The organism is Bradyrhizobium sp. BLXBL-01 (assembly GCF_051853025.1).
Classification (GTDB): domain Bacteria; phylum Pseudomonadota; class Alphaproteobacteria; order Rhizobiales; family Xanthobacteraceae; genus Bradyrhizobium.
The window spans coordinates 1,853,478-1,880,451 of sequence record NZ_CP182471.1 but is presented as its reverse complement, the minus strand read 5'-3'; the positions used below and the strand labels follow the sequence as shown (position 1 = coordinate 1,880,451).

Sequence of the window (26,974 nt, the reverse complement as noted above, 5' to 3'; positions counted from 1 at the left end):
AATCGAAAAACATTGTTGCATTAAATGACATGTAAACCGATTCGACGGCGCCTGGGACGAGGCCCATTTTTAAGCGTCGCCGCTACAATGATAATTTGTCTCCAGGCGTTGCCAGTCGACCGGCTTCGCTCACTGAGACCCGATGGGTTTTGCCTTTCATCAGATCTTCATTGTTCACCTAAGCCGCTGGTTTGCACTAGCGCACTCGCAGAGCCGCTTTTAAGCAGGATTGGGCTTGGCGCCGAGCCGGGCCAGCAAATTCGAGTTAAGGCCGCGCTGCGGGTCATGGTGGTCAGCAGCACATCACCAATGAAGATCGAATTTTCTTCGGCCAAGAAGCACAGCGTCTGCAGTTCATCGCTCATGTATGAGCGTCCGGCGGACCCCTCGCGCGATGATGAGCCACACAATTGGCTAGCCTTTGTGCAGGACGTTCGGTCGGCGGTGGGATGCACCTTGCAGGATTTGATGTGGTTCTCGGCTGGTCCGCGCCGCGCAGGGGATATTCTCGTAAGCGCTTGGCCTTGCCACTTGCAAGCTTGGTGACGATGAAGCGGGTGTCATCGCCTTGGCACCGACCATGATGCGCTCGCGTCCAACCGCCGACGCTCTCCAGCAATTTCTTGGACGGGCGGATCTTGCCCGTCTTCGATGACACTTCGAAGCGCGCCGTCGTACTGGCTCCAGGTTCGTGACATCCCTGCGCAACGCCCGAGAATGAAGTCGATGGCACAGTCCGGGACCTGTGGATTGCAATAGTGGTTGTCGGCCGAAATTAGATTAGGATCCGGCGTTCGGCCAATCGGCGCGGACCGCGCACCCACCGGGCAGGTAAGCGTCAATATCGACTCAACTGGATCGCTTCACTGGTCGCCGGATCGCGTCGACAAAACGTCCCGGCATCGAACGCCACGATCGGGTGCAAACCTTGTTGTTGCAAACGGCATTGAACAGCGCAATTGCTGGCCGCCAAGCATATCGTCTGTTGCGACGCGGATCTCGGCCTGAAGGCAGCGCGTCCTGGCCCATCTTCTAGACCGGATCGAAGGGCAGTGTGGCGTCGGTGTCATTACAACCGGCGGAGATTATCTTGATGCCGAAGGTGATCGAGTCAGGCCGTCCACGCGTGCCGCCGCATTCACGATCTTTGGCAGGGCGACGGTCGTTTTCTCGTCCATTTTGTCAGTCGCACTGTGTCCGGTTGCAGACGTCTATGCTCGGAATCCGACCCCGCTGAGGCCAAGTATCCCGCCGGCGCCGTTCGAAGCGCATGGTTTTGCCCTCGCTCCTCCAACTCTTTCAGTGGCACGCCGATTGTATAGGACACGATGAGGTATCCGTTACGACCATAGAGACCTCGCAGACTTTGCCTGGAGGGCTACATGAACTTGTTCGGAAGACCCAGCCTCACCACCAATCTGAGTTCAGGCACGGCTAAACGCCTGATGCCGATCACGCTCAGACCGCCGCACAGTACCCACCAGAAGGTCAACAGCCATGAAAAGACGAGCGCTCATCCTGGTTGAAGGCAACACACACGGTACTGGTCTGCAATACGTCCAAGCCGCCCAGCGTCTCGGCCTTCATCCAATCACGCTGTCGGCTAATCCTACTCAGTATGACTATCTTGCTGCGGAAGGAACGGAGGCAGTCCATATCGATACAAACAATCTCGATGAACTGATCCGCGAATGTTCCCGGCTACATGCGACCTATGACATTGCTGGCATCACGAGTGCCAGGGAGGCGGTCTATGCGACAGTTGGCAAGCTGTGTCGGCATTTCGATTTACCGGGACCGAACCCCTCATCCGTTGAACGATGCTGCGACAAGTTCACTCAACGTCAGCTGCTCGCGGAGGCCGGCGTTCCCATACCAGCCTATCGTTTGGCATTGGATGCGACGGAGGTGGAAAGCTCTGCCGCGGCGATCGGGTTGCCGGTGATTGTCAAGCCAGCGGTAGGCAACGGCAGCTACGGTGTTCGATTGTGCCGCAGCGTCGATGAATTAGCTGAACATACGACATATCTACTGGGCGGAACGCACAGATGGCGATCTTCGGTAAGAATCCTTGTCGAAGAATTCGCTCACGGTCCCTACTATTGCGCCGACATAATGGGAAACGAAATCATTGGGATCGCCGCCGCCGACTTCGACCCCCTACCGCATTTCCTCTTTCATAAAAGCACCTTACCGGCCCCGCTGAGCGATCAGGATCACAACCGCATCGCCGATGTTTCGCTGAGCTGTTTGCAAGCTCTTGGCCTTGGCTGGGGGCCAGCCTGCATCGAATTCCGGTGGACGACGCGCGGCCCAGTGGTCATCGAGGTTAATCCGCGTCTTGCTGGGGGAGGCCATCGTCAACTTGTTCAGCTGGCCTACGGTGTCGATCTCATCACCGAGCACATCAAACTTGTCATCGGCGAGGAATGGGATTTGCGCAGAAGGCATTCGCAAACTGCGGCCGTGCGGATCTTCAATGCCGATCGCGATGGCATCCTCGATCGGATCGACGGCGCTGGTCGAGCGGCTGCCGTACCAGGCGTAGCCGAGGTCAAATTCTATGTTGAACCCAAGACGCCGATTATCAGGAAGGGCGATTACCGAGACACCATCGGCCATATCATCGCCGCTTCACCCAGCCTTGCTCAGACCGAGGCGATACTTCAGCGCGCCGTCGACCTCATCGATTGGTCGATCACACCATTCCCAGCCTAGCGTGAACAGGACCACTCTCCGGCCCCTCACCTCCACCAACCGGCCCAGGTTGCGTCGAGCAAGAAGTGATCGTCGCGAAAGGTCGGCACATTCGAGAGCATGAGAGACGCAGGTCGACGATGATGCTTCTGGATATTTCTACCGTTGAAGACAGTGCGTTCATTGCTTATTTGCGAAGGGGCTACTTATGCATTCAATTCGCTATTGGATGTGAGACCGGACGTGGATAGCAAGAACGCCTATAAAACGCACTACCTAGACTCCGATGTGCTCAGCACTTCTTGAGAAGAGCGTGGCCTCGAGAAAAGTGGAATTTGGAACTCGTCGTCAGTCTGCGCAGACGCAACGAACTGACTCTTAAATCGCAAGAAGAGGTTGAGAGGCATGCAGCAAGACTCGATCGCAGCAATAGCGAACTCAGTCCAACTGCTTTCGGCTGCCCGGCTGATCGTGAAAATTGGCTCCGGACTAGTTTTCGATGCAGACACTGGCGAAATACGCGGATCTTGGCTCGAAACGCTAATTGAGGATGTCGCCCGATTTGTCGGACGCGGGCAGCAGGTGATCATCGTTACCTCCGGCGCTGTCGCGGCTGGGTCACGTCGATTTTGTCGATCGGATAGAAGACTGCAAGCTGAGGAGAAGCAGGCGGCTGCCGCGATCGGTCAGGTTCAACTCATGATTGCCTATGAACAGAGTCTGAAACACCATGGCTTCGCCGTGGGGCAACTGCTATTGACAGCCCAAGATATCGACAACCGGCATCGGTATCTCAATGTACGGTCAACCCTCCAACAACTTCTGAAAGTTGGCGCTGTACCCGTTGTTAACGAGAACGACGCGACCGCAACGACAGACATCTGTTTTGGCGACAATGACCGGCTAGCGGCACGGGTTGCCGAGATGGTCAATGCCGACGTTCTCATTCTGCTTTCCAGCGTGGATGGTCTCTTTACGGAAGATCCGCAAGAGAACCAGTTTGCGCGTATGATCACAGAGGTGCGATGCATTACCCCCGAGATACAGGCCATGGCCGGTCATTCCACCGCTCGCCATGGTTCGGGCGGCATGGTGACAAAATTGATGGCGGCAAGCATGGTTATGGACGTAGGCTGCGAAATGGTCATCTCGAATGGGAGCAAACCTTACCCGCTCGCCGCCATCGAGAACGGTGGGCCATCAACATGGTTCTTTCCGCTCGCCAAAGACAAGGGTGGTCACGACGCCTGTGCCAACTGTTTGCCGCAAGCCTAAAGGTCGCCCATCGTGGCTGGCTATCGAGGCATTGAGCTTCTGCAGGAGGATCGCTTTCTCCCAAAGCGCGATTGATGTCCAAGCATGCCCGAGAACCGCAGGATGATCGAGCTCAATTTGACGAGAAGCACGCCCACGTCCGCCGACTCATCTGCACATGATGATTACTCCCAAGAATACGGAGCTACATGACGCGATCATGGCAAAAACGTACTCGGTTGTTCGTTCTTATGATGGGAAAAAGGGAGGCCGCTCATGGCGACCAAGACCATCCGTATTGCCACAGATGTCGGCGGCACTTTCACCGATCTCGTCTGCTTCCAGGTCGATCATTCGACGGGCGAATCCAGCGTTATCAGGGCGAAGACGGATACAACCCCGCGCAATTTCGAAGAGGGCGTGCTGAATGTCCTCAAGAAGGGAGGCGTTGATCCAGCGTCGGTCGACTTCTTCGCCCACAGCGCCACCGTCATCATCAATGCGCTGACCGAGCGAAAAGGGGCTAACGTTGGGCTCATCACTACTGCGGGTTTTCGCGACACGCTCGAGATTGCGCGCGGCAACCGACCCGACTTTTTCAACTTGCTTTATCAGAAGCCGAAGCCTTTCGTTCCGCGCTACCTGCGGCGCGAGCTTCCCGGCCGCATGTCGTACAAAGGTGAGGAACTGAAGCCGCTGGACCTCTCCGACCTTCCGGCAATCGTCGAGGATTTCAAGACGGAAGAAGTCGAGGCGGTCGCCATCTGCTTCCTTCACTCCTACGCCAATCCGAGCCATGAGCAGGCTACGGTCGCCGAAGTGCAGAGGCTCTGGCCTCAAGTTTCGGTCGTATCCTCACACCAGATCACGCGCGAATGGCGTGAATACGAGCGCACCAGCACTGCGGTCCTGTCAGCCTATGTGCAGCCGATCGCCGAACGCTACCTATCGCGGCTGCTTGCCGGATTGAGGGAAAGAGGGTTCAGCCGGAAGCCCTATATCATGCAGTCGAACTGCGGCGTAGACTCGCTCGATTCGGTCTCGAAAATTCCGATCAAGATGGTGGAGTCGGGACCTGCCTCCGGCTTCTTGGGTGCGGCCGAACTCGGCAAGCTGATCGGCGAGCCGAACGTGCTCGCGCTCGATATCGGCGGCACGACAGCCAAGTGCTCGCTCATCGAGAACGGCGACGTGAAGATTAAGACGGATTACTGGATCGAGCGCAACCCTACCTCAGCGGGCTACCCCATCATGGTGCCGGTGGTCGATCTTGTCGAGATCGGAAACGGCGGCGGTTCCATCGCCTGGGTTGATGACTTTGGCAAGCTCCATGTTGGCCCGCAATCGGCCGGCGCCGTGCCGGGGCCCGCCGCTTACGGCCGGGGAGGAGACCATGCGACTACCACAGACGCAAACCTTTGGCTCGGCCGCATAAATAAAGACTATTTCTGCGGCGGCGAGGTCGACGCCGACATGGCTGCTGCAAAGGTGGCAATCGAAGCTGTCGGCCAAAAGCTCGGTGTGGACGCCGACGTGGCGGCGCGCGGCATCATCCGGATTGCCAACAACAGCATGGCTAATGCGCTCAAGCTCGTATCGCTCAACCGTGGGCATGACCCGCGCGAGTTTACTCTCATAGCCTTCGGGGGTGGTGGCGCTATGCATGCTGTGGCGCTGGCGGCCGAGCTCGGCATCCGTAAAATCGTCGTGCCGGTCGACGCTTCCGTCTTCTCGGCTTGGGGCATGATGATCTCGGATCCACGTCGTGACTATTTTGTGACGCGGCTCACCGAGCTGAAGCAAGGCGCCGCGGAGGGCATCGAGCAGGTCTTCGCGGAAACAGAAGAGCAGGCTCGCGCCCAATTTACGGCCGAAGACATCGAGGCTTGCCGGATCCGTTTCCTGCGATATGGTAATTTCCGCTACCAAAATCAGGAACATACTACGGAGCTGTTGATCGCGGCAGGCCAGCTCACCGACGAGCGCCTCTCAGAGATTGGAACATCCTTCCATGAGACCTACGAGCGAGAATACACGTACAGGCTCGACGCCCCCGTTGAAATGGTCGGCATCCATTTGGTCGCTTTCGCTGAAGCTGACAAACTTACCATGAGAAAGCGACAGGCGACTGGAGCCCCGACTGAGGCCGCGCTCAAGGGTCATCGCAACGTCGACTATGCACTCGAAGGCGTTCACCGGGCAGCGATCTACGATGGCGGCAAGCTCGAGCCGGGGATGACCTTCAACGGCCCAGCGATCGTTGAGGATCCTAGCTCCACAGTTGTTATCCATCCTGGCAACCGGGTCGAGATGGACGGCTACGGCAATATCCATATTCAATTGGGGGCCGAGAGGTGACAGCGATGCCGACGGAGATCCACGACCCGATCACGCTAGAAATCATTCAGAATTCGCTTCAGGCCACCGCCGACGAGATGTTTGCAGTCATGAAGAAGACCGCGATGAGCTCGATCATTTACGAGGTGCTCGACATGGGCACTGGCGTCACTGATGCCAAAGGCGCGCTCGCGTCGTCGGGCGCAGGTATCCCAGCTTTCGTCGGGGTGTTGGATAAAGCTGTGAAGGTGATCGCGAAAAAGTTCGTCGGGCCGGACGATATCCTGCAGGGTGACATCTTCGCAACAAACGATCCTTACTACGGCGGTGTCACGCATTTGAATGACATCGTCGTTGCCATGCCCGTCTTCGCGGGTGGGCGCATTATCGCCTGGACGGCCAATATCGCCCATAACTCAGATCTCGGTGGCATGGCGCCTGGTTCGCTCACCGGCGAGGCGACGGAGATCTTCCAGGAAGGGCTACGGCTCCCCGCTATCAAAATCATCTCGGAGGGCGAGCCGATCCGCCCAGTAATGGAAATTCTTAAGGTGAATTCGCGCATGCCGAACGTTCTGGAAGCCGATGTCTGGGCAGCGATCGCTTCCGTGCGCACTGGGGCAAAACGCCTGCAGGAGCTCGCCGAAAAATATGGCGTTGAGACTTTCGAGAATGCCGTGTCCTCCTTCATGGACTTTGGTGAGAAGGTTTCGCTCGCCGCGCTCGCGAAACTGCCGAAGGGCGCATTCGAGCTCTCGGAGGAGCAGGATGATGGGCGCATCTTCAATGTGAAGATCACGATCTCCGACACCGAATTCGTGGTCGACCTGCGCAAGAACCCGGTGCAATCGACCAACCCGGTGAACTCCAGCCGTGACGGAGCAATGGTCTGCGCGCAGATGTTGTTCAAGTCGTTGACTGATCCCAATTCGCCGGCCAACGAAGGCTCCTTCCGTCCGATCCGGCTGCTGACCCGCGAAGGCTCGGTCTTTCATGCTCAAGAACCGGCGCCGCTTGGTTTTTACTACGAGACCGAGCTACGAGGAATGGACCTCATGTGGCGCTGCCTAGCGCCATATATGCCTGAACGGCTGCCGGCCGGACATTTTGGCTCCCTCTGCGGCACTTTCACTGGGGGCATCCATCCCGAGAGCGGCCGCCAATACACGATCGTCGAGCCGCAGCTCGGCGGCTGGGGGGCGAGCCTGGGCCGCGATGGCAACACTGCAATCTTCTCGAGCTTCCACGGCGAGACCTACAACTGCCCGGCAGAGATCAATGAGGCCCGTAACGGACTCTTCGTGGATCGCATGGAGCTCAATTTGGAGTCGGGCGGCGAGGGCAAGTACACCGGCGGACGCGGCATCGTCGTGGATTACCGAATCCGCGGCGAAAACGGCTTCCTCACCGTCGGCTATACCCGCTCGAAGTTCCCATCCTGGGCGCTCGCCGGCGGTCGAGCGGGCTCGCCCAACTACGTCCAGTTCATCCGCAAAGACGGTTCCAGCAAACGATTTGCTTTCGTCTCCGGCTTCACCACGCACGCCGGCGAAATGATCCGCATCGTGACAGGCAGCGGTGGCGGATATGGGGATCCGAAGGAGCGCGACCGTGCAGCAGTCGAGGAGGATATTAAGAACGGCTTCATCACGCGCGAGCGCGCGGAGGCGGTATATGAAATAGGACGACGACAACGGTCAACATGTCCGGACAGCCAACAAGCCTCCTACAAACCTTTGTCAAAGATGAGTTAGTGTGCGGTCCGACCGATGATCCAATGACAGGTCTGAAGTCCCGTTATCGTTGTCCCATCGCGTCGATCCGGCATTACTCACCAAGCACGTGCTGAGATGGCGTGCGCTGGAGTTCCACGAAACGCTCTCGGCGTCTACCACAATAGATGCGCGGCGACTGCGGGCTTAGGTGTACGAATGTGCTGTATTCCCAGTAGGTCAACGACGGCACTTTATTCCAGATCGCGTCAATCACCAAAACGTTCACCGGCACCGCCTTCTTGCAAGTCGCAGAGCAACGGCGACTCGACCTATACGACCACGTTCGCGCCGCCTGCCGTACTTTACCGTTGCGGCCCGGAAGTCTCAGCCTCGATCAACATCCGCCATTGTCTGACCCAAAGCTGCGGCTGGGAAGGAGACGTCTTAGAGCACACCGGCTGGGGCGATGACGCGCTGGCCGCCATGGTCACCCGGATGAGCAAATTGAACCAGGTGACCCCGCTCGCTAGGATGTGGTCGTACAACAATGCCGCCTTCTACGTCCTCGGGCAAATCCTGGAATTGCTTGCATGGTCGTCCTTTCGAAGACGTGCTCGATGAGGCCCTGCTCGCACCTCTCGGCATGGACGTCGCTTCCTTCTTCGCCCACGACCTGCTCCACCGCAATGTCGCGGTCGGGCACGCCGAGCGCGGTGGGTAGACCGTGATCGCGCAGCCCTGGCGATGATGCCTTGCCGCTCAATCCGTCCGGCGACCTGGTCGCCAGCGGCGCGCACCTGATGCGCTACGCGCAGTTCCAGTTGGACGGTGCGCCGATACTCGGCGACGCCATGCGGTTGGGGGCCTTCGAGCCAGCCGGTCCGTCGAGCGACGCCCCCGAACATGGGGTCGGGCTGGTGGCTTCCGCGAGCTGTATGCCTCGTGGCGAGGGCCAACAGCCTTCAGTTGTACTGCCAACAGAAAATCACAGAAAAGGGGTGACCTTGCCCCTCAGACTTAATCCAGGTTGAAGTTCGCTCTGGCCCAAGACAAGGACCAGAGCATGAAGCGCAGCCGCTTTTCGGAAGAGCAGATCATCGGGATTTTGAAGGAGCACGAGGCTGGCGTTTCGGTTGCCGATCTGTGCCGGAAGCACTGCGTCAGTGACGCCAGGATCTACAAATGGAAAGCCAGGTTTGGCGGGATGGAGGTCTCGGAGGCCAAGCGGCTGAAGACGCTGGAGGACGAGAACACCCGGCTGAAGCGGTTGCTGGCTGATGCCATGCTGGACAATGCAGCGCTGAAGGACTTGTTGGGAAAGAAGTGGTGACGCCCGCGGGCAAGCGGAGAGCTGTCGCGCATGTCGTGGATGCCCACGGGATGAGCGAACGGCGGGCGTGTAAAGCCATCGGCTGTTGCCGCATGACGATCAGATACCAGACGTCTCGGGCGGATGATGCTGCCCTGCGCCAACGCATGAGGGCGATCGCCCAGGAGCGCCGTCGCTTCGGCTATCGACGCCTGCATGTTCTGCTCTAGCGGGAGGGCTATCGGATCAACCACAAGAAACTCTTCCGGCTCTACCGGGAAGAGAGGCTCGCGGTTCGTCGCCGTGGCGGCCGCAAGCGGGCGATCGGGACCCGAGCGCCCATGACAGTGCCGATGGTGCCGAACGACCGCTGGTCGATCGACTTCGTCTCGGATCAACTCACCGACGGCCGCCGCTTCCGCATCCTGACCGTGGTCGATGATTGCACCCGCGAGTGCCTGGCGCTTGTGGCCGACACCTCGCTCTCGGGGGGCCGGGTCGCGCGGAACTGGACCGGATGGTGATGGAGCGGAGCAAACCCAAAATGGTGATTAGCGACAACGGTAGCGAGTTCACCAGCAATGCCATCCTGACCTGGGCCGACCAGAGCCGCGTCGCATGGCACTACATCGCGCCGGGCAAGCCCATGCAGAACGCCTTCATCGAGAGCTTCAACGGCCGGCTGCGGGATGAATTGTTGAACGAGACGCTGTTCACGTCGCTGGCCCAGGCCCGCGTCACGCTTGGATGCTGGCGGGCCGATTACAACAACGCACGACCACACTCGCAGCTCGGATGGAAAACCCCATCGGAGTTCGCCTTCACCTGTCATCCGCGTCGGGATCTGGCGCTGCGCTATGCCGAAGGCTCCGCGCCAGCTCCCGTCGCTTCCACCGCCCAACTGGGCAAATCCAACGACCGGGGCGAACTCAGAACTCGATAAACTTGGGGGCAAGGTCAGGGGGAGACGATCGAGATTCAGCGCTGTGGATGCTCAGGTCTGTGCCTTTCGGGAAATATTGACGTAGCATTCCATTGCGTTCTCGTTACTGCCATGTGCCCAGCACTCCGTGAGCGAAATGGCTTCGTGGCTGATGCGCATAGCCTTGTCGACCGGGGGAGTCGGTCGACAAGCAATGTGTTGAGGGCTCCAGGCCTTGGCCCCTCGTCGATCCTTTCGCCGGCCAAGCCGGCCCTTCCGCGGAACGGCGGGACCAGGAACGGGAACGCAACTTGGGGCTACGCCCACGCCGGCAAGTCTCTCCTCCAAAGAATGCGCAAGGTTGCGTTGAGCGCAAGCTTGGTCCGTTTGGACCGACGGCGGATCGATCCGCATGCCACTGGGCAGTTGTCACCCGCTACTCCAACGCGCCGCTGCGGGTACTGCGTTGCGCCCCAGTCCTCGCGAGATCTTCGAGGCGGCACCGAGACCACCCAACTATCGGACGGAACGCCTTTGCACCTTGATAAGTGCAGTCAATTCACTCTCCACCAATGACAAGTATGCCACCCGCCAGATCGTCCGCTGCTATTGCCTCCTCTGAAGCAGGCTGCTGCCCTCTTAAGAAACAGCCAATTGGCCGTTCGGATCCGCTTGTAAAACGAAGCCGAGCGACTTGGCTTCGCCGCGTCAGATTGGCGCCACCACGGCTACGATATTGTTCCTCTAGCAGTCGGCTCCCGATCAGTGTAGGTGGCCATGCCGAAGCGCATTGTAGACGAGGACCGCCATTTTGCGGGCGGGCTGCTACCCCCTCCGGTCGCAATTCAGCATGTTGGGCCTGTTCCAGCGACTGGTTCAGTGCGAAGACATGTTCGTCTCAATCATTGCTTACGAGTGCGGCTCGGATCATCTCGATGGCGGAATGGCAGCGGACATCGTGGTAGGTCGCCACCAGGTCGAAAAGCGCTGACCCGCGACAATGGCGCGGGTGATCCGCATCCCGGTCGCGCCGATAATGTCTGAGACGAGTGGCGACCTGGGGAGCCTCCATTCGATGGTAAAGCGCTTACCCGTGCGACGGTGCTCCGATATTCAGATGTCTAGCCAGAGGCTATTAGCGCAGCTTATTAGAAACATGCAAAGTGGTGCGCCAAATCGCAGTGTTTGCGGCAGATACAGGTGGATCGTCTCACAACTTGTAATCCTGCGTTCCTCCAAGATTTTGCTCTCACGCAAAGGCAATCTGAAGCGACAAAGAGCCCAATCGCGCGTCTCATGCAATTCGCTTGCCGCCATCAAGTGACAGCAACCCGCCAGTCGGCCTGTGTTGGCGCACCGCTCGCTAGCGAGCTCAACCGCGTGCCGCCGCATTCACGATCTTTGGCAGGGCGACGGTCGTTTTCTCGTCCATTTTGTCAGTCGCACTGTGTCCGGTTGCAGACGTCTATGCTCGGAATCCGACCCCGCTGAGGCCAAGTATCCCGCCGGCGCCGTTCGAAGCGCATGGTTTTGCCCTCGCTCCTCCAACTCTTTCAGTGGCACGCCGATTGTATAGGACACGATGAGGTATCCGTTACGACCATAGAGACCTCGCAGACTTTGCCTGGAGGGCTACATGAACTTGTTCGGAAGACCCAGCCTCACCACCAATCTGAGTTCAGGCACGGCTAAACGCCTGATGCCGATCACGCTCAGACCGCCGCACAGTACCCACCAGAAGGTCAACAGCCATGAAAAGACGAGCGCTCATCCTGGTTGAAGGCAACACACACGGTACTGGTCTGCAATACGTCCAAGCCGCCCAGCGTCTCGGCCTTCATCCAATCACGCTGTCGGCTAATCCTACTCAGTATGACTATCTTGCTGCGGAAGGAACGGAGGCAGTCCATATCGATACAAACAATCTCGATGAACTGATCCGCGAATGTTCCCGGCTACATGCGACCTATGACATTGCTGGCATCACGAGTGCCAGGGAGGCGGTCTATGCGACAGTTGGCAAGCTGTGTCGGCATTTCGATTTACCGGGACCGAACCCCTCATCCGTTGAACGATGCTGCGACAAGTTCACTCAACGTCAGCTGCTCGCGGAGGCCGGCGTTCCCATACCAGCCTATCGTTTGGCATTGGATGCGACGGAGGTGGAAAGCTCTGCCGCGGCGATCGGGTTGCCGGTGATTGTCAAGCCAGCGGTAGGCAACGGCAGCTACGGTGTTCGATTGTGCCGCAGCGTCGATGAATTAGCTGAACATACGACATATCTACTGGGCGGAACGCACAGATGGCGATCTTCGGTAAGAATCCTTGTCGAAGAATTCGCTCACGGTCCCTACTATTACACCGAAATAATGGGAAATGAGATCATTGGGATTGGCGCCGCCGACTTCGACCCACCGCCGCATTTCCTCTATCATAAAAGCACCTTACCGGCCCCGCTGAGCGATCAGGATCACAACCGCATCGCCGATGTTTCGCTGAGCTGTTTGCAAGCTCTTGGCCTTGGCTGGGGGCCAGCCTGCATCGAATTCCGGTGGACGACGCGCGGCCCAGTGGTCATCGAGGTCAATCCGCGTCTTGCTGGGGGGAACGCCCCTAGAATGGTTCAGCTGGCCTACGGTGTCGATCTCATCACCGAGCACATCAAACTTGTCATCGGCGAGGTATGGGACTTGCGCAGAAGGCATTCACAGACTGCGGCCGTGCGGATCTTCAATGCCGATCGCGATGGCATCCTCGATCGGATCGACGGCGCTGGTCGAGCGGCTGCCGTACCAGGCGTAGCCGAGGTCAAATTCCATGTTGAACCCAAGACGCCGATTATCAGGAAGGGCGATTACCGAGACCGCATCGGCCATATCATCGCCGCTTCACCCAGCCTTGCCCAGACCGAGGCGATACTTCAGCGCGCCGTCGACCTCATCGATTGGTCGATCACACCATTCCCAGCCTAGCGTGAACAGGACCACTCTCCGGCCCCTCACCTCCACCAACCGGCCCAGGTTGCGTCGAGCAAGAAGTGATCGTCGAAGGTGGTGAAATCGAGAGCACGAGAGAACCATGATCGGACACGAATGAGCTGCCTACTTAGCGGAGGAAGGACCGATGACAATTTCAATGACGCAAGCTTTGATACCGACACTTGCCGGTGGCCGCCGACCCTTGCGTTTTGACCACAACAACATAGCCGATGTTATCACGGAGACCTTGGAAAGATTTCCATCGAATACCGCTGTGCGTACGAGTGAGAATGGCGACTTAAGCTATCGCACGGTCGGAACGTCTGCGTTCAGCCTCGTGGATCAGCTGGAAGCCATTGGCGTTCGCCGTGGTGACGCAGTCATCCTCAGACTTCCGCGATCTGTGGAATTGGTTACGGCTGTTCTCGCCACCCAACTGCTGGGTGTTACCTTTGTGCCTGTTGATGAAACGGAGTCTGGCCAACGCTTGGACCACATACGTCGCAACACGGGCGCCCGCGCCATCGTTAGCTTGGACGCAGTCGGTTCAATGCGCGTCCACCGCATTTCCGCACACGACGGCGGCTATGCGGCTTTCCCAAACATCGCGTACGTCATGCACACATCCGGAAGCACGGGAGTCCCGAAAGGCGTACCCGTCTCCCAGACGGCAGTTCTGAATCTACTTGACTGGTATATCGACATGATCGATTTCTCAGACAGCGCCAGCATTTCGCAACTTACTCGGCCTGCGTTCGATGTCTCGATTCCCGAGTTCTTAGTGCCATTTGCGACCGGCGGGACAATTGTCTTGCCTACCACGCAATTGCAAACACAAATCATTCAAACAATCGATTTTCTAGCTCAAAGCGGCACGAATGTCATTCAGATGGTTCCAACGCTGCTGCGACGCTTCCTTGGAAGCCTCGAACGTCTCCCCCACATGGCTGCACGGTTTACGGGACTCAAATACGTAGTCTGCAACGGCGAATCCCTAACAAACTCAATTAGGCGACGATTTTATTCGGTTCTCCCCAACACGGCGCTAATAAATAGCTACGGGCCCACCGAATGCTGTGTTGCCGTTAGTTACCACTCTTGCCCTCGTGGTGAGGCAGACCTCCCGATGTTCATTGGAAAACCAGCGTACAATGTCGATTTCTATGTTCTTGACGAAACCCAGTCCAGCGTTGGATTTGGAATCGAAGGTGAGCTCTGGGTGGGAGGCGTGCAGACGTCCCAACGCTACGTGGCTGATGAAGTCCAATCGAAACTGCGCTTCGTGGCATTCAGGACTTGTGACGGCGAACAAGTACTGTACCGCACTGGGGATTATGTCGTGGCATCGGAACAGCATGGCTTGCGGTTTATCGGAAGGAAGGATGATCAGATCAAGTATCGAGGAACCCGATTGGAGAAGGGGGAAATTACCAGCGCGATCGATAAGACGGGCCTATGTGCGGACTCGGCGGTAGTAGTGGTGGACGAAGACGAGACCCAGGAGCTTGTCTGCATGGTGACTCCGGCGAGTGCCGACGTGGATAATGTTCACCGGCAGCTATCGGATGCACTGCCGAAAGATCGTGTTCCGAGGCTCGTTGTGCCTCTTATGGACCTTCCTGTTACCGCCAATGGAAAGCTCGACCAACGCGCGCTTGAGAGCTCAGCTAAGCAAGCGCTCAGAGCGAATGTGAAGCGCGGCACCCCCCAAGCCAGTGCACCGGCACGAGAGTTAGACGCTCTGCTGGAAGCTGTACAGGCGGTCAAGGGAAGATCGGCGCTACCCAGTAGGGCAGCTTGTGAGTATGACATTGATTCCATGAACTTCCTGGAAATACAGCTGAAGTTGGCGGAAGGCGGCTTGACGTTCGGGGAGGACGTTTATCGAGCGCAAAATTTGTCGCTTGAGGAGTGGGCAATGCGAATTCAATCGATTGATCGTGGCGGATTTAAAGCGGGTGCGACGCACAACCGCGGACAAGCCGCCGGATTTAGGGACGAACTCGCACAAATTATTGAACACATTGATACACGGGCCCCCAGCACAATTGTCCTGCATTCGTCGCTTGCAGCATTGAAGAACGTAACGGCGAGCGAGGTGGCGTCCATCCTTCTAGAAGCATTGGAGCGTGTCTCTGCTTCGTTTACAGTTATTCTCCCTGCCTTCACGTTGAGCTATTGCGCCACGCGATGCTTTCATTGGACGAAGACGAAGTCTGAGACAGGTGTGTTGGCCGATCTCGTGATGCGAGAGCTTCCCTCTAAGCGCACCAAACATCCAGCTTATTCAATGGTCGTGACCGGCCCAAGGACTGAGGAATTGTGCGAGACGGACTGGTGGAAATGCAGTCCGTTTGGCGACGACTCAATATTTGGCGAGATAAGCCGCTCAGATGGTTTGATAGTTGGCCTAGGAACATCGAGTTTTACTCATGTGCATAGGTGCGAACTCTTAGCGGATGTGCCTTACAGCAAGACAATGAGCCTGAGCGGACTTGCCGACTTCGGAGGAGGGCCGACGGATGTCTCGACGCTCGTTTATAATCGCGACATTAAGGGCCAACCCGAATATTCGTTTCTCGCACACGACACTGAGCGTGACATTCGCGAAATGAGAGCTGTGCTGCGAGAGTTCGCGATAGCGGGAACTTATGCGAGAGTGGTGAACGCAAGACAGATGGAGAGCAAGCTCGTTCCCGTTATGCGCACGGAACCATATGGATTTTTACATGAGCGAGCCAGAGCCGAGGCTCAACGCGCATATCCAAGGTAACACCCACCGAGAGCTTGGAGACACGCCATATGTGTTGCACCTAAGGCATTGGAGTAGAGACATGGCAGCCGAAAATAGAGGTTTCATTCTGCCGACTAGCAGCACAAGTGAGGAAATGTTTGATGCGACACCATTGGATGGCGAGTCACCAACAATAGTGTATGCGTTTGCTGATAGCCGCTTCGCCGGCAATCCGGCGGCAGTCGTGCTCTATGATACATATCCGACGACGGCCGAGTGCCAGCGGCTGGCGCGACTGTTTCGCCAGCCAGTGACTGTGTTTCTTCGCCCCTTAGAAGAATCTGGCCATTTTCAAATTCGCTGGTTTACGCAAAACGTCGAACTTGACCTCTGTGGTCATGGCACGTTTGCGGCGACGTACTGGCTTCTTCGTGACGGGTCCAGTCGGTGGGATCGAATCTCCTATCATTCTCGGAGTGGGTTTCTCACAGGTTGGCTGCAAGGCGACACCATACAAGTCGCGCTTCCGGCCATCCATACGGCTCCGGCAGACCCGATGGAATTTGACGCTATCCAACAACGCATGGGTGTCCCAGCCAGAGAGATTCGGAAGGCATACGACGATTTCGTTGTTGTCGTCGAGAACGAACGTGTCGTTCTCGATTATGAGCCGAATATTCAAAGCATAGCTCAGATCGATTGCCGCGGTATCGTTCTCACAACCCAAGTCAATTCGGACGGACCGCTCGCTGAATTTGACATCGTGTCGAGGGTCTTTATGCCCAGAATCGCAATCGATGAGGATCAGGTCTGCGTGTCGGCGCATTGTAAGCTCTATCCGTATTGGGCCAAGGTTCTGGGTAGGACCGACTTACGAGCGCTGCAGGCATCGGAGTGCGGGGGAGTCCTCGAGCTCTCATCATGGGATGGTCGGGTCATCGTTAAGGGGAGAGCCAAACTAGCTGGGGCCATGTGCGCGCGCAGGGTAAGCGAGTTGGCCGTTGAAAAACGCTCCGATTAAGTGGGATTCGATTTTCCGTCCGCACTTCAGTTTAGATTGCTGGCTTTTTTTGGTTTGGGAGGTCGACCCTGCAATTTAATCTCCAGGAACCTCGAGTCGAGAGGCGAGATTCTGTCTTGCTCGCCAAGGGAACGGCGCGACAGCGGATCAGGCCGATGTTTTGCGATCGCTGCTGGACCGACGAACGCGGTGGCAGATATGCTCGAGAACGGCGAGATCTGGACGGATGAAGAGAGACATTAGCGTCAGATCCTCCTGCAGGTCCATGAGCATGTTGAGCAACTGGGCTTGTGCCCCGGACGTCAAGCGCTAGACTAATTTGGCGCGATAATGAGGCTGGTGACGGTGAAGCCCCGACCTCGATCGGATACCGCCGAACCAGAAGACGTGGATGGCCGCCGCTTGATGCATGTGTTCGCCGATCCAAAGTGGATAAGGGTCTGAATGGCGTTGCAAACCGGCGTGAGGGCATATTTCCCGGGCGGCGCACGGTTGAATGGCTGGCAGTCCGCAGGGATATGGCTCACGAGACTTCGATCGAGAGAGACGTAGCCTGCCCGGGGGCCCCTTCGTGAGGATTAATCCATCGCAATGCGCTTGCCAGACTTGCCTGATGAGCTACTCGACCACTTTCCGCAGCCTTTGCGGTCCCGGGCGCGGCATATTCCTTTCCGCTTAAGGTCAATGGTGAAATGCGAGCGTCGCGTCCTTGCTCCCGATCGGCAGACTTCACAAATCAAGCGGTCCGATTGGCCGATCTCCGCTCAGGGGCCCGTCAGGTCAAAGATGCTGGACTGCATGAGCGGCATCATCCACGCCACAACTCTCAGCCTGCTGATGCTGCCAACAGGCTTGTGCGGTCTGCTCACGTATTTCCAGGCGCCATTTGTGCCCCGCGCAGTCCGCCGGTACTAGATGTGATTACGACTTTAGTGGGCTGGGAAGGACTTGAGATGTGTGGCGTTAGGTTGCGATTTTTGGCCCGCCAGCCAACGCGCAACCTGGTGGCAAGTTTGGTGGGACAGTGCCAGCGCTCGCATGAAAGGTGGCCGATGTCACGAGTCCTAAATGCCGCAGCGGGATCTCTCCTGGGCGGTCGTGACCGCGGCAAGCCCAACATCACGTCGCAGTTGATGCCGAAATGGAGGCCATAGAGCCACCAAATTGCGCAGCACCGGTCGAGATCAGAGAGTGCCCGAGCGCGCTTTATTGCTGCTGCGACCCGCGCTATTCGCTTCATGACACGTCTCATCTGGAAACCTGAACGTCTCGGGACCAGTGCTCTAATTTTGGTAAGTTTTTGGTCGGTGACGGTCCGCTGTCGCGCGCATGCGTCGGCAAAGGATTGGGAGCTGAGGTTCATGTTTGCCATGGCATTGCGCGTCTCGATGCTTGATGGGAACACGCATATGTGCACCCGACCTTTCCGAACCTTCTGATGCAAGTACTGCTTCCCCAAACACCCAGATCTGGTAGTAACAATTGACAGCACTCTTAAGCGATAGCTACGCGGTGGCGCGCGTTCGCAGACCCGATGCCGGAGCATCGAACCGATCGAAGTCGATGGCGTTGACTGCACCTCGGAAAACGGCGTAGGCTCTGACGGCGCGAGCCCGGAGCCATGTGATTTCGCCTCGACTCATCGATGGCCGGTTGACGATCCTGAGCTTTGTTCGAGATGAACCCGCTCCTCGCGACTGGACCGTTATTTGAAGACGGTGATCCACTGTGACTTCCTGCCCCTGTGGGGGATGCGGTCAACGAATGTGTATTCGTCATTTGAACAACTCGCCGGCCGACCAGCTAACCGATTGGACACGCGATATAGCCAGGTATACGGCAAAGCTGCCCGCCCACAACACTGGTCCGGTACGGTCGACAGCACGTTGCGCAGCCTGATGCGGCATTCACGAAGATTCAGGCTAAGCGAATACGAATTTGGCGCGCACCACTCACTCTCTGAGGCCGATCCTTCAACTGAACAGGCTAGCATGCATTATCATGCTGTGCGAATACGCATGCACTAAGACCAATTTTCTGGTCGCGATGACGGGATTCGTTGAAGTCTGTACTTGCCCCGCCTATACCGAACAGAAAATACTCTGTGCCAGGCTTGGGAGCGATCGGTTTCGTTTTTGGCTGCGCGAGGTAATCTCTATGACGCTATTCACTAAGCATGTCGGCAAGCGGCTGCAAGAGCTGCTTTTCGTTTATGAATTGCTGCACGGCTTTCGTCAGCTTTTGGAAAGCTAGCCTGAGTACAGAGCCGTTAGGTTAGCGAGGCGTGGTAGGGACAGCGCTTTATCAGAATGGGACAGCGCCGAGTCACGTCCTGCTAACCTCAATCTGCAAAGCAGACGCGGCCGGAATAGCGCCCGATCTGCTCCAATCGATCGGCGCCGAGTCGCGCCAGCGCTGCTTCCGGCGGCTGAGCCACCACCCGTTGGCAGGAGCGTCATGGGTTTCCCGACCCCGTCGTCAGTTTTTGCCGATGGAGGCTGATAGTATGGAAGTTAGCGGGTACTCTTTCAAGTGATCGCTTCCATCTCCTCCCGTGTGACCCCGCCAATTTTCTTAGCTCTCTCATGAGCGGCAGGGTGGAACCCTTTTTCGCGCAACTTTGGCATGCCTCCAATTTGTTCGCAACGCAGCGGACCACCTTACAATTTCCGATCTGACCAGTTCAGGTCGGTGATTGGCAGTCGTTCTGAGCCTACAACTTGGCAGCGCCCTATAGGGGGGCAAAGTGTCAGGGTGGATACCGAACCGGGCAAGGCTGCCACCAAAGTTAGCGGCGCGTGGCAGGGACAGCGCTTTTCAGGATTGCGAGCGCCGAGTCACGTCGCCGTTACCTTTTTCTCGCCCCTGGCACGCTAGGGACAACGTCGTCATTGATGGCTTGCCCACCAGTCCAGCTAGGCCCTGCGGTACTTCTCAAAAACACCACTTGGTAGCGCCGTGAGGGGCTTGACCCTCACGGGAGGAAGGGGGCCAGCTTTGGCTGTCTTGCGGCATCTGCCAGGATCAGCACTTTCAGGGTTCACTACCCGATCGCCGAGCCACCCGCTAGCTTCGCTAGCATAGCGGCTGGCAGATGCAGCATCGGACATGGCGCCAGTCGCGTCCGCGCTGCTCTCCGTGTTCTGCAACAACGCTTTCCTCACAGCCTCGTCGCTCTTGGCACCGCTGGGCAACATCGAACTCTTCAGCTGAGTGACCTCTGACGTGCCGGCCCGCGGCGTCCGAATGGTCCGGACAACGCCCAAGCCGAAACTTCTCAGCTAGTCTCAACCGCACGCCAAATCCCAATTCGTTCCGGCTCATACATATGTGTAGCGATACGCGTGGCATCTGGTCGGCTTCATATTGGCGGGTCCAATTCGCGACGTCTCACCGCTTGCCCTCCGGTATCGCCTGCGCGTTCCAAGTCGACACTCCGAGACTTTGCTCGCTGGACGCCACTCTTGTGCAGTCAATGGCTGCTGCCAAAGTAGTTTACGAGTTGCCGTACGGCTTTGATTTTGAACTGGCCGTTATACCTGATAACCCGACCGGCGGCGCTCCTTGAGCCTCGGCCAAGAGAGTTCGCCGGCGTGCCTCTTGAGCGCGCTGACACAACACGTGCGTCATCGGACGGGAGATCCTAAAATTCCGTCTCAGCTGATGGCGGCGTGCGGGACGTACAAAGATGTTGTATCAGTACTCTAAATTCTCTGAGTCCAGAGAAGGACGATATTAGGGTCCCTGAAACCCGCCGTCTGCGCTGATCCGGGGATAAAGACCACTGTAAAGATGGCTGAACAGCTGTCGCTGCGATCGCCAACGCCGGCTCATTTCATCGGAGCTGCAACTCCATTTCGATGAATGGAGGAACATCGCCTGTGTCAGTCAGTATCTTTGTTTGCCTCGAGGCCCTTCGTGCGAATTGGGTAGCGGAATCGAACCGCTGCCAAGGGAGAAGCAGTTCGGGTGAGCTTCGGCCAGCGCCCGGAAATCCTGCGCTGCCGCGAATTGAAAGACGGTCGACATACCGGCGCATGTGCGGGCCGCTACGTAGCGTCCGGGAAGGGCGATACGGTGGCACGCCTACCCTCAATCCGGTGACGTTTTTAGGAGGGTTATAGCCAGTGGTTTGATGATCGTCGAAATGGCTGCTTTTGCGCATGAGAGCTCGTGCGCTTGTGGCTTACAATGTGCGCCGGATCCGCGTCCAGCGCGGTATTCCGCAGGAGCAATTGGCTTACGATGCAGGAGTTGATCGCTCCTACATGAGCGGACTTGAGCGCCAAGAAGCGAACCCGACAGTCGATCTTCTTGATCGCCTTGCCGAGACGCTCGGCGTAGCTGTCTCCGCACTGTTTGTTCGGCCATCCAAGGGCGCCCCGCCACCTGCAACCTTACCTAAAGGCCGCAAGCCGAAGCCGGCGCGCGGCAAAAGGACTTAAGTCTGACAAACACTATCTGAGACACTGATGTCGTGCGCTACCGGCGCAGGTATCGCGCTCACAAGGATTTTATGCGTTTCGGACGCTGATACGCAGCGATCGGGCTATGGGCATCGAATATTGTGATGGGCTTTGATTCTGGCGCCGGAGCAGACAATGGCGGCTCGAGACGATGAAGTTCCTCTAAATGCCATCCGGGCTTTTGTGACGGTCGCCCGCGAAGGCAGCGTCACGCGCGCGGCCACCACTTTGGGGACAACGCAAAGTTCGGTCAGCCGGTATTTGGCTGTACTGCGGGATTATCTGGGTGCTGATCTCATCGAGCGGCGTGGACGGCGCAGCGATTTAACCGAGTTCGGAAGGCTATTCGCAAATGCAGTGTCTGAACCGCTCGAAACCGTCAGCTTCACCGCGAAGAGAATGCGACGCCGTGCAGGCGCGGGAACGAATCGGATCGTGGTCCGCACGTCACTGTCGACCTTTTCTTTCTCTATCCTTATTCCGAATCTGCAGGCTTTCTCTTCTGAAGCGGGTGGCGTTATCGTGGACATCATCAGCTCGCTGGCGCACCCGACATCTTCGGATGACTTCGATATTTTGATTACACGGGATCTTTCCGTCATCGAACCCGCCGACAGTTGGGAGATTTACAAAGAGGAGCTCGTGTGCGTCGGCCCGCCAAATCTGGTCGGAGGCAGAGAGCTCTCGATCGTTCGCACAACCCCAATACTGAACGTCACATCCCGTCCCGACATCCTGCCGACATGGCTGAGGGCCATGAATTTGTCTTCGAGCGACATACGAGTGGGCGCCAGGTATGATCACAACTATCTTGCTCTGCCGGCCGTCATGACGGGAAAATGCCTTCTTGTCGCGCCGGAAATCATCGTCGGAGATCTGGTCAGAGGGGGCGCTTTGCAGATCATCCCTGGCACCCGCACTCCAAGTGGCATGCGATATCGGGCCTATGCCGTAGATCGCAGCGCGCACCCGGAGATCGCACATTCTTTTTGCCGATGGCTGGCTCGTCTTTGCAAGAAGGTAGCACCTGCGCAGGCGGCCTGAGGTCTAGCAGACCCTCAATCCGATGCAGAAGAGATCAATGCTCTCAGGTCGAGAGCGCTCAGTTTAGGAAAACTATTCAAGGATTAATCCGCAAAACCCAAGGAAGTAGCGCCGCTCTGTTGCAGCAATGAAGATAGCAACAATGAGATATCGGAGCGCAAGGACTTTATCCTATCCACCATCGTGACAGTCAGCAGAAGAATTGGCTGGCAGCACGGAATGTAAGGCCATTTATGGCGCCGCAACCCACTACTTGTCGTCCATGCCCCTGCGTTTGTCGAGCAATGCGCGCCAGCGTAGGCGCATGAGCCGCTGCCCCAGCTTAACAAGTCGAATGGTTCGGCTGCGCAAATCGTCTGTTTTCCAGGCGCGCTCGGCAATACGATTCCTTCCAAACAGGCCTTGCGCGATTTGGCGATAGCTATTTCCTTGCTGCCATCCGTCCACTGCGCGCAACGCCAGGATCAGCCGACGCCGCTTCAACGCGGGCAAAGCAAGTGGGGCATCTCCGAGCGCCCGACGCTGAAGGGCAAGCCAAAATCGACGTGCGGCCCGAAGGCGAAGCTCGAAATCGGCATCGAGTGGCAGATCAACGGCGACAGCATATCCGCTCCGCGGAAGCTCTCTTAGCCAAAGGCGATGCTTCGTGCCCCCGAGCGGCACGATCGCATGCCATCCATCCGGCGCACGGCGAAGCTCGCCGCCCGGCAGATTGTTCAAATCGAGCTGATAAGTTTTGGGGCCAATGCGGCCAGCCGCCCGCACACCCAGTACGGTCGGCAGCACCTCAGGCGCCCAAAAGACGGCTTGCTTATCGAAGGTCTTTTGCGGATCAGCAGGAAAACGAGAGCCCCCACTTGCGTCGGAACTCGCCCGCCGCCGCGCTTGAACGTTCGCGGCGAGATAACCGCTCATAGTCCTCTTGGTAGTCGCCATCCCGGCGCAGCCACTCCCAGGCCAGGTCGGCAGCATCTGCCGTCTTCAGCCCGCTGTACGCTTCCTCAGATCTCCAGTCGGTATCTGCCACAGCACCTTTCCCGCATAATCTTCAGACGCGGGCAAATGCAGCCGATGATTGTGGCGCTTTCCGGCTGCTTGCGTATCCTGTGCGCGTCTCCCACACAACTAATTGATGGAACAATCAACTTTTGCGATTGCGAGGATTGCGATGACCTCGACATCCGCGCTGATCATTTTCTTGGCCAACCGCTGCGTAGCAGATCACGATAGCCCTTGCCCGCTAGCCACTTGGCGCGCGTCAGATGACTTTCGAACGTACGTCGGGCTCGGTCCGGTTCAACGGTCGGGTCAAGCCCAAGCACGATGCGCGCGATTTCACGCCAATCTGCCTTGTCAGCGTCGGCATCAAGAAGACGCATGTAGGTAACGGCGTGCTCCTTGTCGTAGGACGTGAGCTCGTCGACGCTGGGCGCCAATTCTGCGATCTTCGGCTCGGCCGGCACTGCTTAAAACTCCTACCCAGCTGAAAAATCTACCGAAATCAAAGCGAGGATAACTAATTTCAGGTCGCTTTGGTACCTACCCAATGGTCGCACGCCAATCTCCTTTTCGCGCCAAGACGCAATCGCATATCGGCTCACATTGGCCTGTTGGCTTCATGCTGCGCTTTCTCCTTTCATCGCAGTCCACACCGCCGCAACTAGGTTGTCCTTGCTGTTTCTAGTGGAAGGTCATGGTGCTTCGTGGTGACGATCCGGTCAGACGTGTGAAAGGCAATAACCAGAACCTGCCAGCTGGAGAATATTCGTTTCCCTTTCGAGCTCTAATTGAACATTCATCCTATCCAGTCGCGGCGCACCGAAAACAGCGCAGGTACTTCCGAGCGCGGTGGCCCTCTCTGCTGCTAGTCGCAAGCTATTGCCCGCGCCACAGCGCTTGCGATGATTGACGAGAAGACGGAGCGCGCTACCCGCGTCAGCACCTCACCATTGCCTGATTTCTCGGGCAATTGGGGAGGACAGCCACTGCTGGGTCCCAGCTTATTGTAATAGTCTGGCTATAACCAGTGGTTTCATAATCATCGGAATGGCTGCCTCTGCGCATGAACGCTCGTGCGCTTGTGGCCTGGAATGTGCGCCGGATCCGCGTCGAGCGCGGCATTCCGCAAGACCGATTGGCCTATGATGCCGGGATCGACCGCTCATACATGGGGCGCATCGAGCAGAAGAAAGAGAACCCGACTATCGATCTCTTGGAACGCATCGCCACGACTTTGGGTATTCACTTGTCGGAATTATTCACACAGCCAGCTAAAGGCGCAATGCCGCCCAAGCCGATGTCCAGAGGGCGCAAGCCGGCACGGCTTGGCCGAAACAAGACGTGATTATTGAGCCACGTCGCTAAGGGTCGGGCGGAATCGAGCCGGAGCGGCCCACGTGCTTCATCAATCTATATCCGATGATTCCGATCTCCTCCTCCAGCCGATGTACTGCCAGCAGGGTTCCGTTTGGCCTCCCTGGGAGCGGCCTGCTATAAAGCCAAGCATCTTCGAACTGAGGGTCTGCGCTGCTCGCGTAATCCTGCCGACGGTGGCTTGAAACGGAAGTCTTCGAAAAGTCCGGTTAGAGCTTTGGTCGGTTTGTCAGCAAGGCCTCAGGTGATCGCAATGGTCCCATTGAAAGACTTCTGCAAGGGCATAGAAGGCCTTGCTACCTTGGTGCGTAAGAGCATGGGGGCAGAGTCGTCCTCAGAGCTGTCGGGCGAAGGATTAAGCTGATGTACGGCTCGACCATGAGCCCTTTCCGCTGGCCCAAGATCGGTGAGTTGCGATGCGCTTGCAGGGGCGCAATTTAGTGCCTCCTGGAAGGCTCGATTGAGGGCTTGTTCTTCGACACTTAAGACGCCGGCGCGATCGCCACGGGATCGTTTCTGCCGGGGCGGCACGATGTGAATCACTTCCATCGGGCGCCTCGCCAGTTGGCGAATTTGTCTGAATTGGGTGTGAGCGACCTCGGGCCTGACTATCCCGAGACGATGAAAGGGAGCTGCTCGCGGAGCTAGAGCCAACGGATGCATCAGATCATCAAAAATGCAGCGCCATCGGTTTGACCGGCGGAGCAGAGACGATGCCTGAGATTAATGCCGTTAGGGCTGGAAGAAGCTTAGCAGCTGCGCCCGTTAGCCGTCCTCGCGCACAAGACGGGCGGCTCCGTGACATTGCAGGGCCGCAACTTGGACTTGGGTCTCCGGGCGTCTCACATGATCCGGGAGATGTGGACAATGTCAGGCCGCCTTTGCCGCCCTCGGTTTTGAGCTCTTCTCGTGCGGTACGCGGGCGTCAATCGCAAGCTGGTCCATCATCCAGTAAGGGTTGCTGGATTTGCTGACGGGGTACGGCTCGGTCGCGCGATTGTCCCAGATTACGACGTCGCCTGATTTCCATTTCCAGCACAGCGTATTCCGGGGCGCGATGAGATAGGACTGCAGCCGTTCAAACAGTTTTTGGCTGGGATAGCGCTGCAGGCCGACGAAGTTTTGTATGGAACGACCGAGCGAGAGCATACGATCGCCAGTCTCGGGATGAACACGAACAATCGGATATGCCGTTTCGTATATCGTTCCTGTGGATACGCCGCACCAAGGCCGCTTGCTGGCTTCGGTGGTTCCCTCTGTCGCAGTGAGATCAGATACCCCGAAGCTCACAGCCCAGAGATTATCTGCGAGCATCCGCAAAGGATAGGGAAGATCGAGATAAGCAGCCGCCCTGCTCGACCAAGCAATGTCGCCGCCAGAAGGCGGGACCGCTGCGAGCCGCAGCACCGAGATGGCTGTGCGGACGCGCTCATCGTCCATGTGATTGAGACGACTCCAGGCGCGATCAGGCAGCTCCTGCGGGATCGCTAAACCGCCCATCGTGTCCGCCATTGTCAAATTCCGTGCCAGCGAGCCGAGTCGCAGAACAAAACGCTGTTGTTGGGCATCGTCGAGATGCCGCTGATCACGGAAAAAGATGACCTTATGCTCTAGCAGCAGCTGGCGGAACGCTACGATGACATCGTCAGGCAAATCGTCAGACAGCGTGATGTTCTTGATTTCGGCACCAAGCCGATCCCCGTGCTTGACGATGTTTGCCCGCGGAATAACGCTATCAACAGCCATAGTTCCACTCATGACGGTGCCTCTCCCTGCTGTCTAAACACGCTCCGCGGCGGTGGTTGGCGACTAATCGGCAAGACAATCTTGATAATACGCATCCGAATTGTCTGAGCGTGCTCACTAGTGTTCAATCAAGCGGCCGCCCCCTGACACACACCACCAGTATTTTAGAATCCAACGTTCCTCTGCGTGCCGACACAGCCATTGCCGTTCTCAAAGAATACTCGCATATAAGGCCACCACGTCGATTTGCAGCCTAACCAACAGTGCAGATCATAAACGCAATCCATGTCCAGTCCATGAAACGAAACCAGCTTTCTTTTCGAGCTTGCGCAAGGTTCGCCTTGTCTCAGAACTGATGCTTGGAAAATCCTCGAACAA

18 protein-coding genes and 1 pseudogene are annotated in these 26,974 nt (G+C 57.4%); 14 read left to right on the top strand and 5 right to left on the bottom strand.

The genetic code is table 11. The annotated features are described in order from the left end of the window. Positions 1-167 precede the first annotated feature (167 nt). Positions 168-365 (bottom strand): hypothetical protein, encoded by a 198-nt coding sequence (locus tag ACNJYA_RS08610; RefSeq protein WP_439402500.1) that lies wholly within the window; start codon positions 363-365, stop codon positions 168-170. Between the two features lie 1,132 nt (positions 366-1,497). Between ACNJYA_RS08610 and ACNJYA_RS08605 the strand changes: the two genes are divergently transcribed. From ACNJYA_RS08605 to ACNJYA_RS08545, 13 genes and pseudogenes are all read left to right on the top strand, one after another. Continuing rightward, complete coding sequence (locus tag ACNJYA_RS08605; protein ID WP_439402499.1) at positions 1,498-2,718, top strand: ATP-grasp domain-containing protein; 1,221 nt, start codon at positions 1,498-1,500, stop codon at positions 2,716-2,718. 384 nt (positions 2,719-3,102) lie between these two features. Beyond that, entirely contained in the window at positions 3,103-3,972 is an 870-nt protein-coding gene (proB, locus tag ACNJYA_RS08600; protein ID WP_439402498.1) for a glutamate 5-kinase, read from the top strand. A 255-nt stretch (positions 3,973-4,227) separates the two neighbouring features. After that, positions 4,228-6,309 (top strand): hydantoinase/oxoprolinase family protein, encoded by a 2,082-nt coding sequence (locus ACNJYA_RS08595; protein ID WP_439402497.1) that lies wholly within the window; start codon positions 4,228-4,230, stop codon positions 6,307-6,309. A gap of 5 nt (positions 6,310-6,314) precedes the next feature. After that, positions 6,315-8,042: a hydantoinase B/oxoprolinase family protein gene (locus tag ACNJYA_RS08590; RefSeq protein ID WP_439402496.1), complete on the top strand. Its 1,728-nt coding sequence runs from the start codon at positions 6,315-6,317 to the stop codon at positions 8,040-8,042. A 221-nt stretch (positions 8,043-8,263) separates the two neighbouring features. Further along, entirely contained in the window at positions 8,264-8,473 is a 210-nt protein-coding gene (locus ACNJYA_RS08585; RefSeq protein ID WP_439403400.1) for a serine hydrolase, read from the top strand. A gap of 116 nt (positions 8,474-8,589) precedes the next feature. Next, on the top strand, positions 8,590-8,724 hold the full coding sequence (locus ACNJYA_RS08580) for a hypothetical protein (RefSeq protein WP_439402495.1): 135 nt from the start codon (positions 8,590-8,592) through the stop codon (positions 8,722-8,724). Positions 8,725-9,066: 342 nt separating this feature from the next. Beyond that, positions 9,067-10,255: pseudogene (locus ACNJYA_RS08575) on the top strand (IS3 family transposase). A 1,730-nt stretch (positions 10,256-11,985) separates the two neighbouring features. Beyond that, positions 11,986-13,206 (top strand): ATP-grasp domain-containing protein, encoded by a 1,221-nt coding sequence (locus tag ACNJYA_RS08570; protein WP_439402494.1) that lies wholly within the window; start codon positions 11,986-11,988, stop codon positions 13,204-13,206. 151 nt (positions 13,207-13,357) lie between these two features. Next, positions 13,358-15,985 (top strand): AMP-binding protein, encoded by a 2,628-nt coding sequence (locus ACNJYA_RS08565; RefSeq protein WP_439402493.1) that lies wholly within the window; start codon positions 13,358-13,360, stop codon positions 15,983-15,985. Between the two features lie 61 nt (positions 15,986-16,046). Beyond that, a complete protein-coding gene (locus ACNJYA_RS08560; RefSeq protein WP_439402492.1) occupies positions 16,047-16,967 on the top strand; it encodes a PhzF family phenazine biosynthesis protein in 921 nt (306 codons plus the stop codon). A gap of 2,001 nt (positions 16,968-18,968) precedes the next feature. Beyond that, positions 18,969-19,220 (top strand): hypothetical protein, encoded by a 252-nt coding sequence (locus tag ACNJYA_RS08555; RefSeq protein WP_439402491.1) that lies wholly within the window; start codon positions 18,969-18,971, stop codon positions 19,218-19,220. 1,910 nt (positions 19,221-21,130) lie between these two features. Beyond that, positions 21,131-21,412: a helix-turn-helix domain-containing protein gene (locus ACNJYA_RS08550; RefSeq protein ID WP_439402490.1), complete on the top strand. Its 282-nt coding sequence runs from the start codon at positions 21,131-21,133 to the stop codon at positions 21,410-21,412. A 156-nt stretch (positions 21,413-21,568) separates the two neighbouring features. After that, on the top strand, positions 21,569-22,477 hold the full coding sequence (locus ACNJYA_RS08545; protein ID WP_439402489.1) for a LysR family transcriptional regulator: 909 nt from the start codon (positions 21,569-21,571) through the stop codon (positions 22,475-22,477). A gap of 249 nt (positions 22,478-22,726) precedes the next feature. Here the strand turns inward: ACNJYA_RS08545 and ACNJYA_RS08540 are convergent, their stop codons facing one another. From ACNJYA_RS08540 to ACNJYA_RS08530, 3 genes are all read right to left on the bottom strand, one after another. After that, entirely contained in the window at positions 22,727-23,392 is a 666-nt protein-coding gene (locus ACNJYA_RS08540; RefSeq protein ID WP_439402488.1) for a DUF2285 domain-containing protein, read from the bottom strand. Then, positions 23,310-23,504: a transcriptional regulator domain-containing protein gene (locus ACNJYA_RS08535; protein ID WP_439402487.1), complete on the bottom strand. Its 195-nt coding sequence runs from the start codon at positions 23,502-23,504 to the stop codon at positions 23,310-23,312. The genes ACNJYA_RS08540 and ACNJYA_RS08535 overlap by 83 nt, the downstream gene beginning before the upstream one ends. Positions 23,505-23,667: 163 nt before the next feature. Beyond that, positions 23,668-23,940 (bottom strand): DNA -binding domain-containing protein, encoded by a 273-nt coding sequence (locus ACNJYA_RS08530; protein WP_439402486.1) that lies wholly within the window; start codon positions 23,938-23,940, stop codon positions 23,668-23,670. A gap of 599 nt (positions 23,941-24,539) precedes the next feature. On the opposite strand from ACNJYA_RS08530, the gene ACNJYA_RS08525 reads away from it, so the two are divergent. Next, complete coding sequence (locus ACNJYA_RS08525; RefSeq protein ID WP_271519284.1) at positions 24,540-24,821, top strand: helix-turn-helix domain-containing protein; 282 nt, start codon at positions 24,540-24,542, stop codon at positions 24,819-24,821. 899 nt (positions 24,822-25,720) lie between these two features. Here ACNJYA_RS08525 and ACNJYA_RS08520 read toward each other — a convergent pair. Then, positions 25,721-26,596, bottom strand: a complete 876-nt coding sequence (locus ACNJYA_RS08520) for a TauD/TfdA dioxygenase family protein (protein ID WP_439402485.1) — start codon at positions 26,594-26,596, stop codon at positions 25,721-25,723. Between the last annotated feature and the right edge of the window lie 378 nt (positions 26,597-26,974).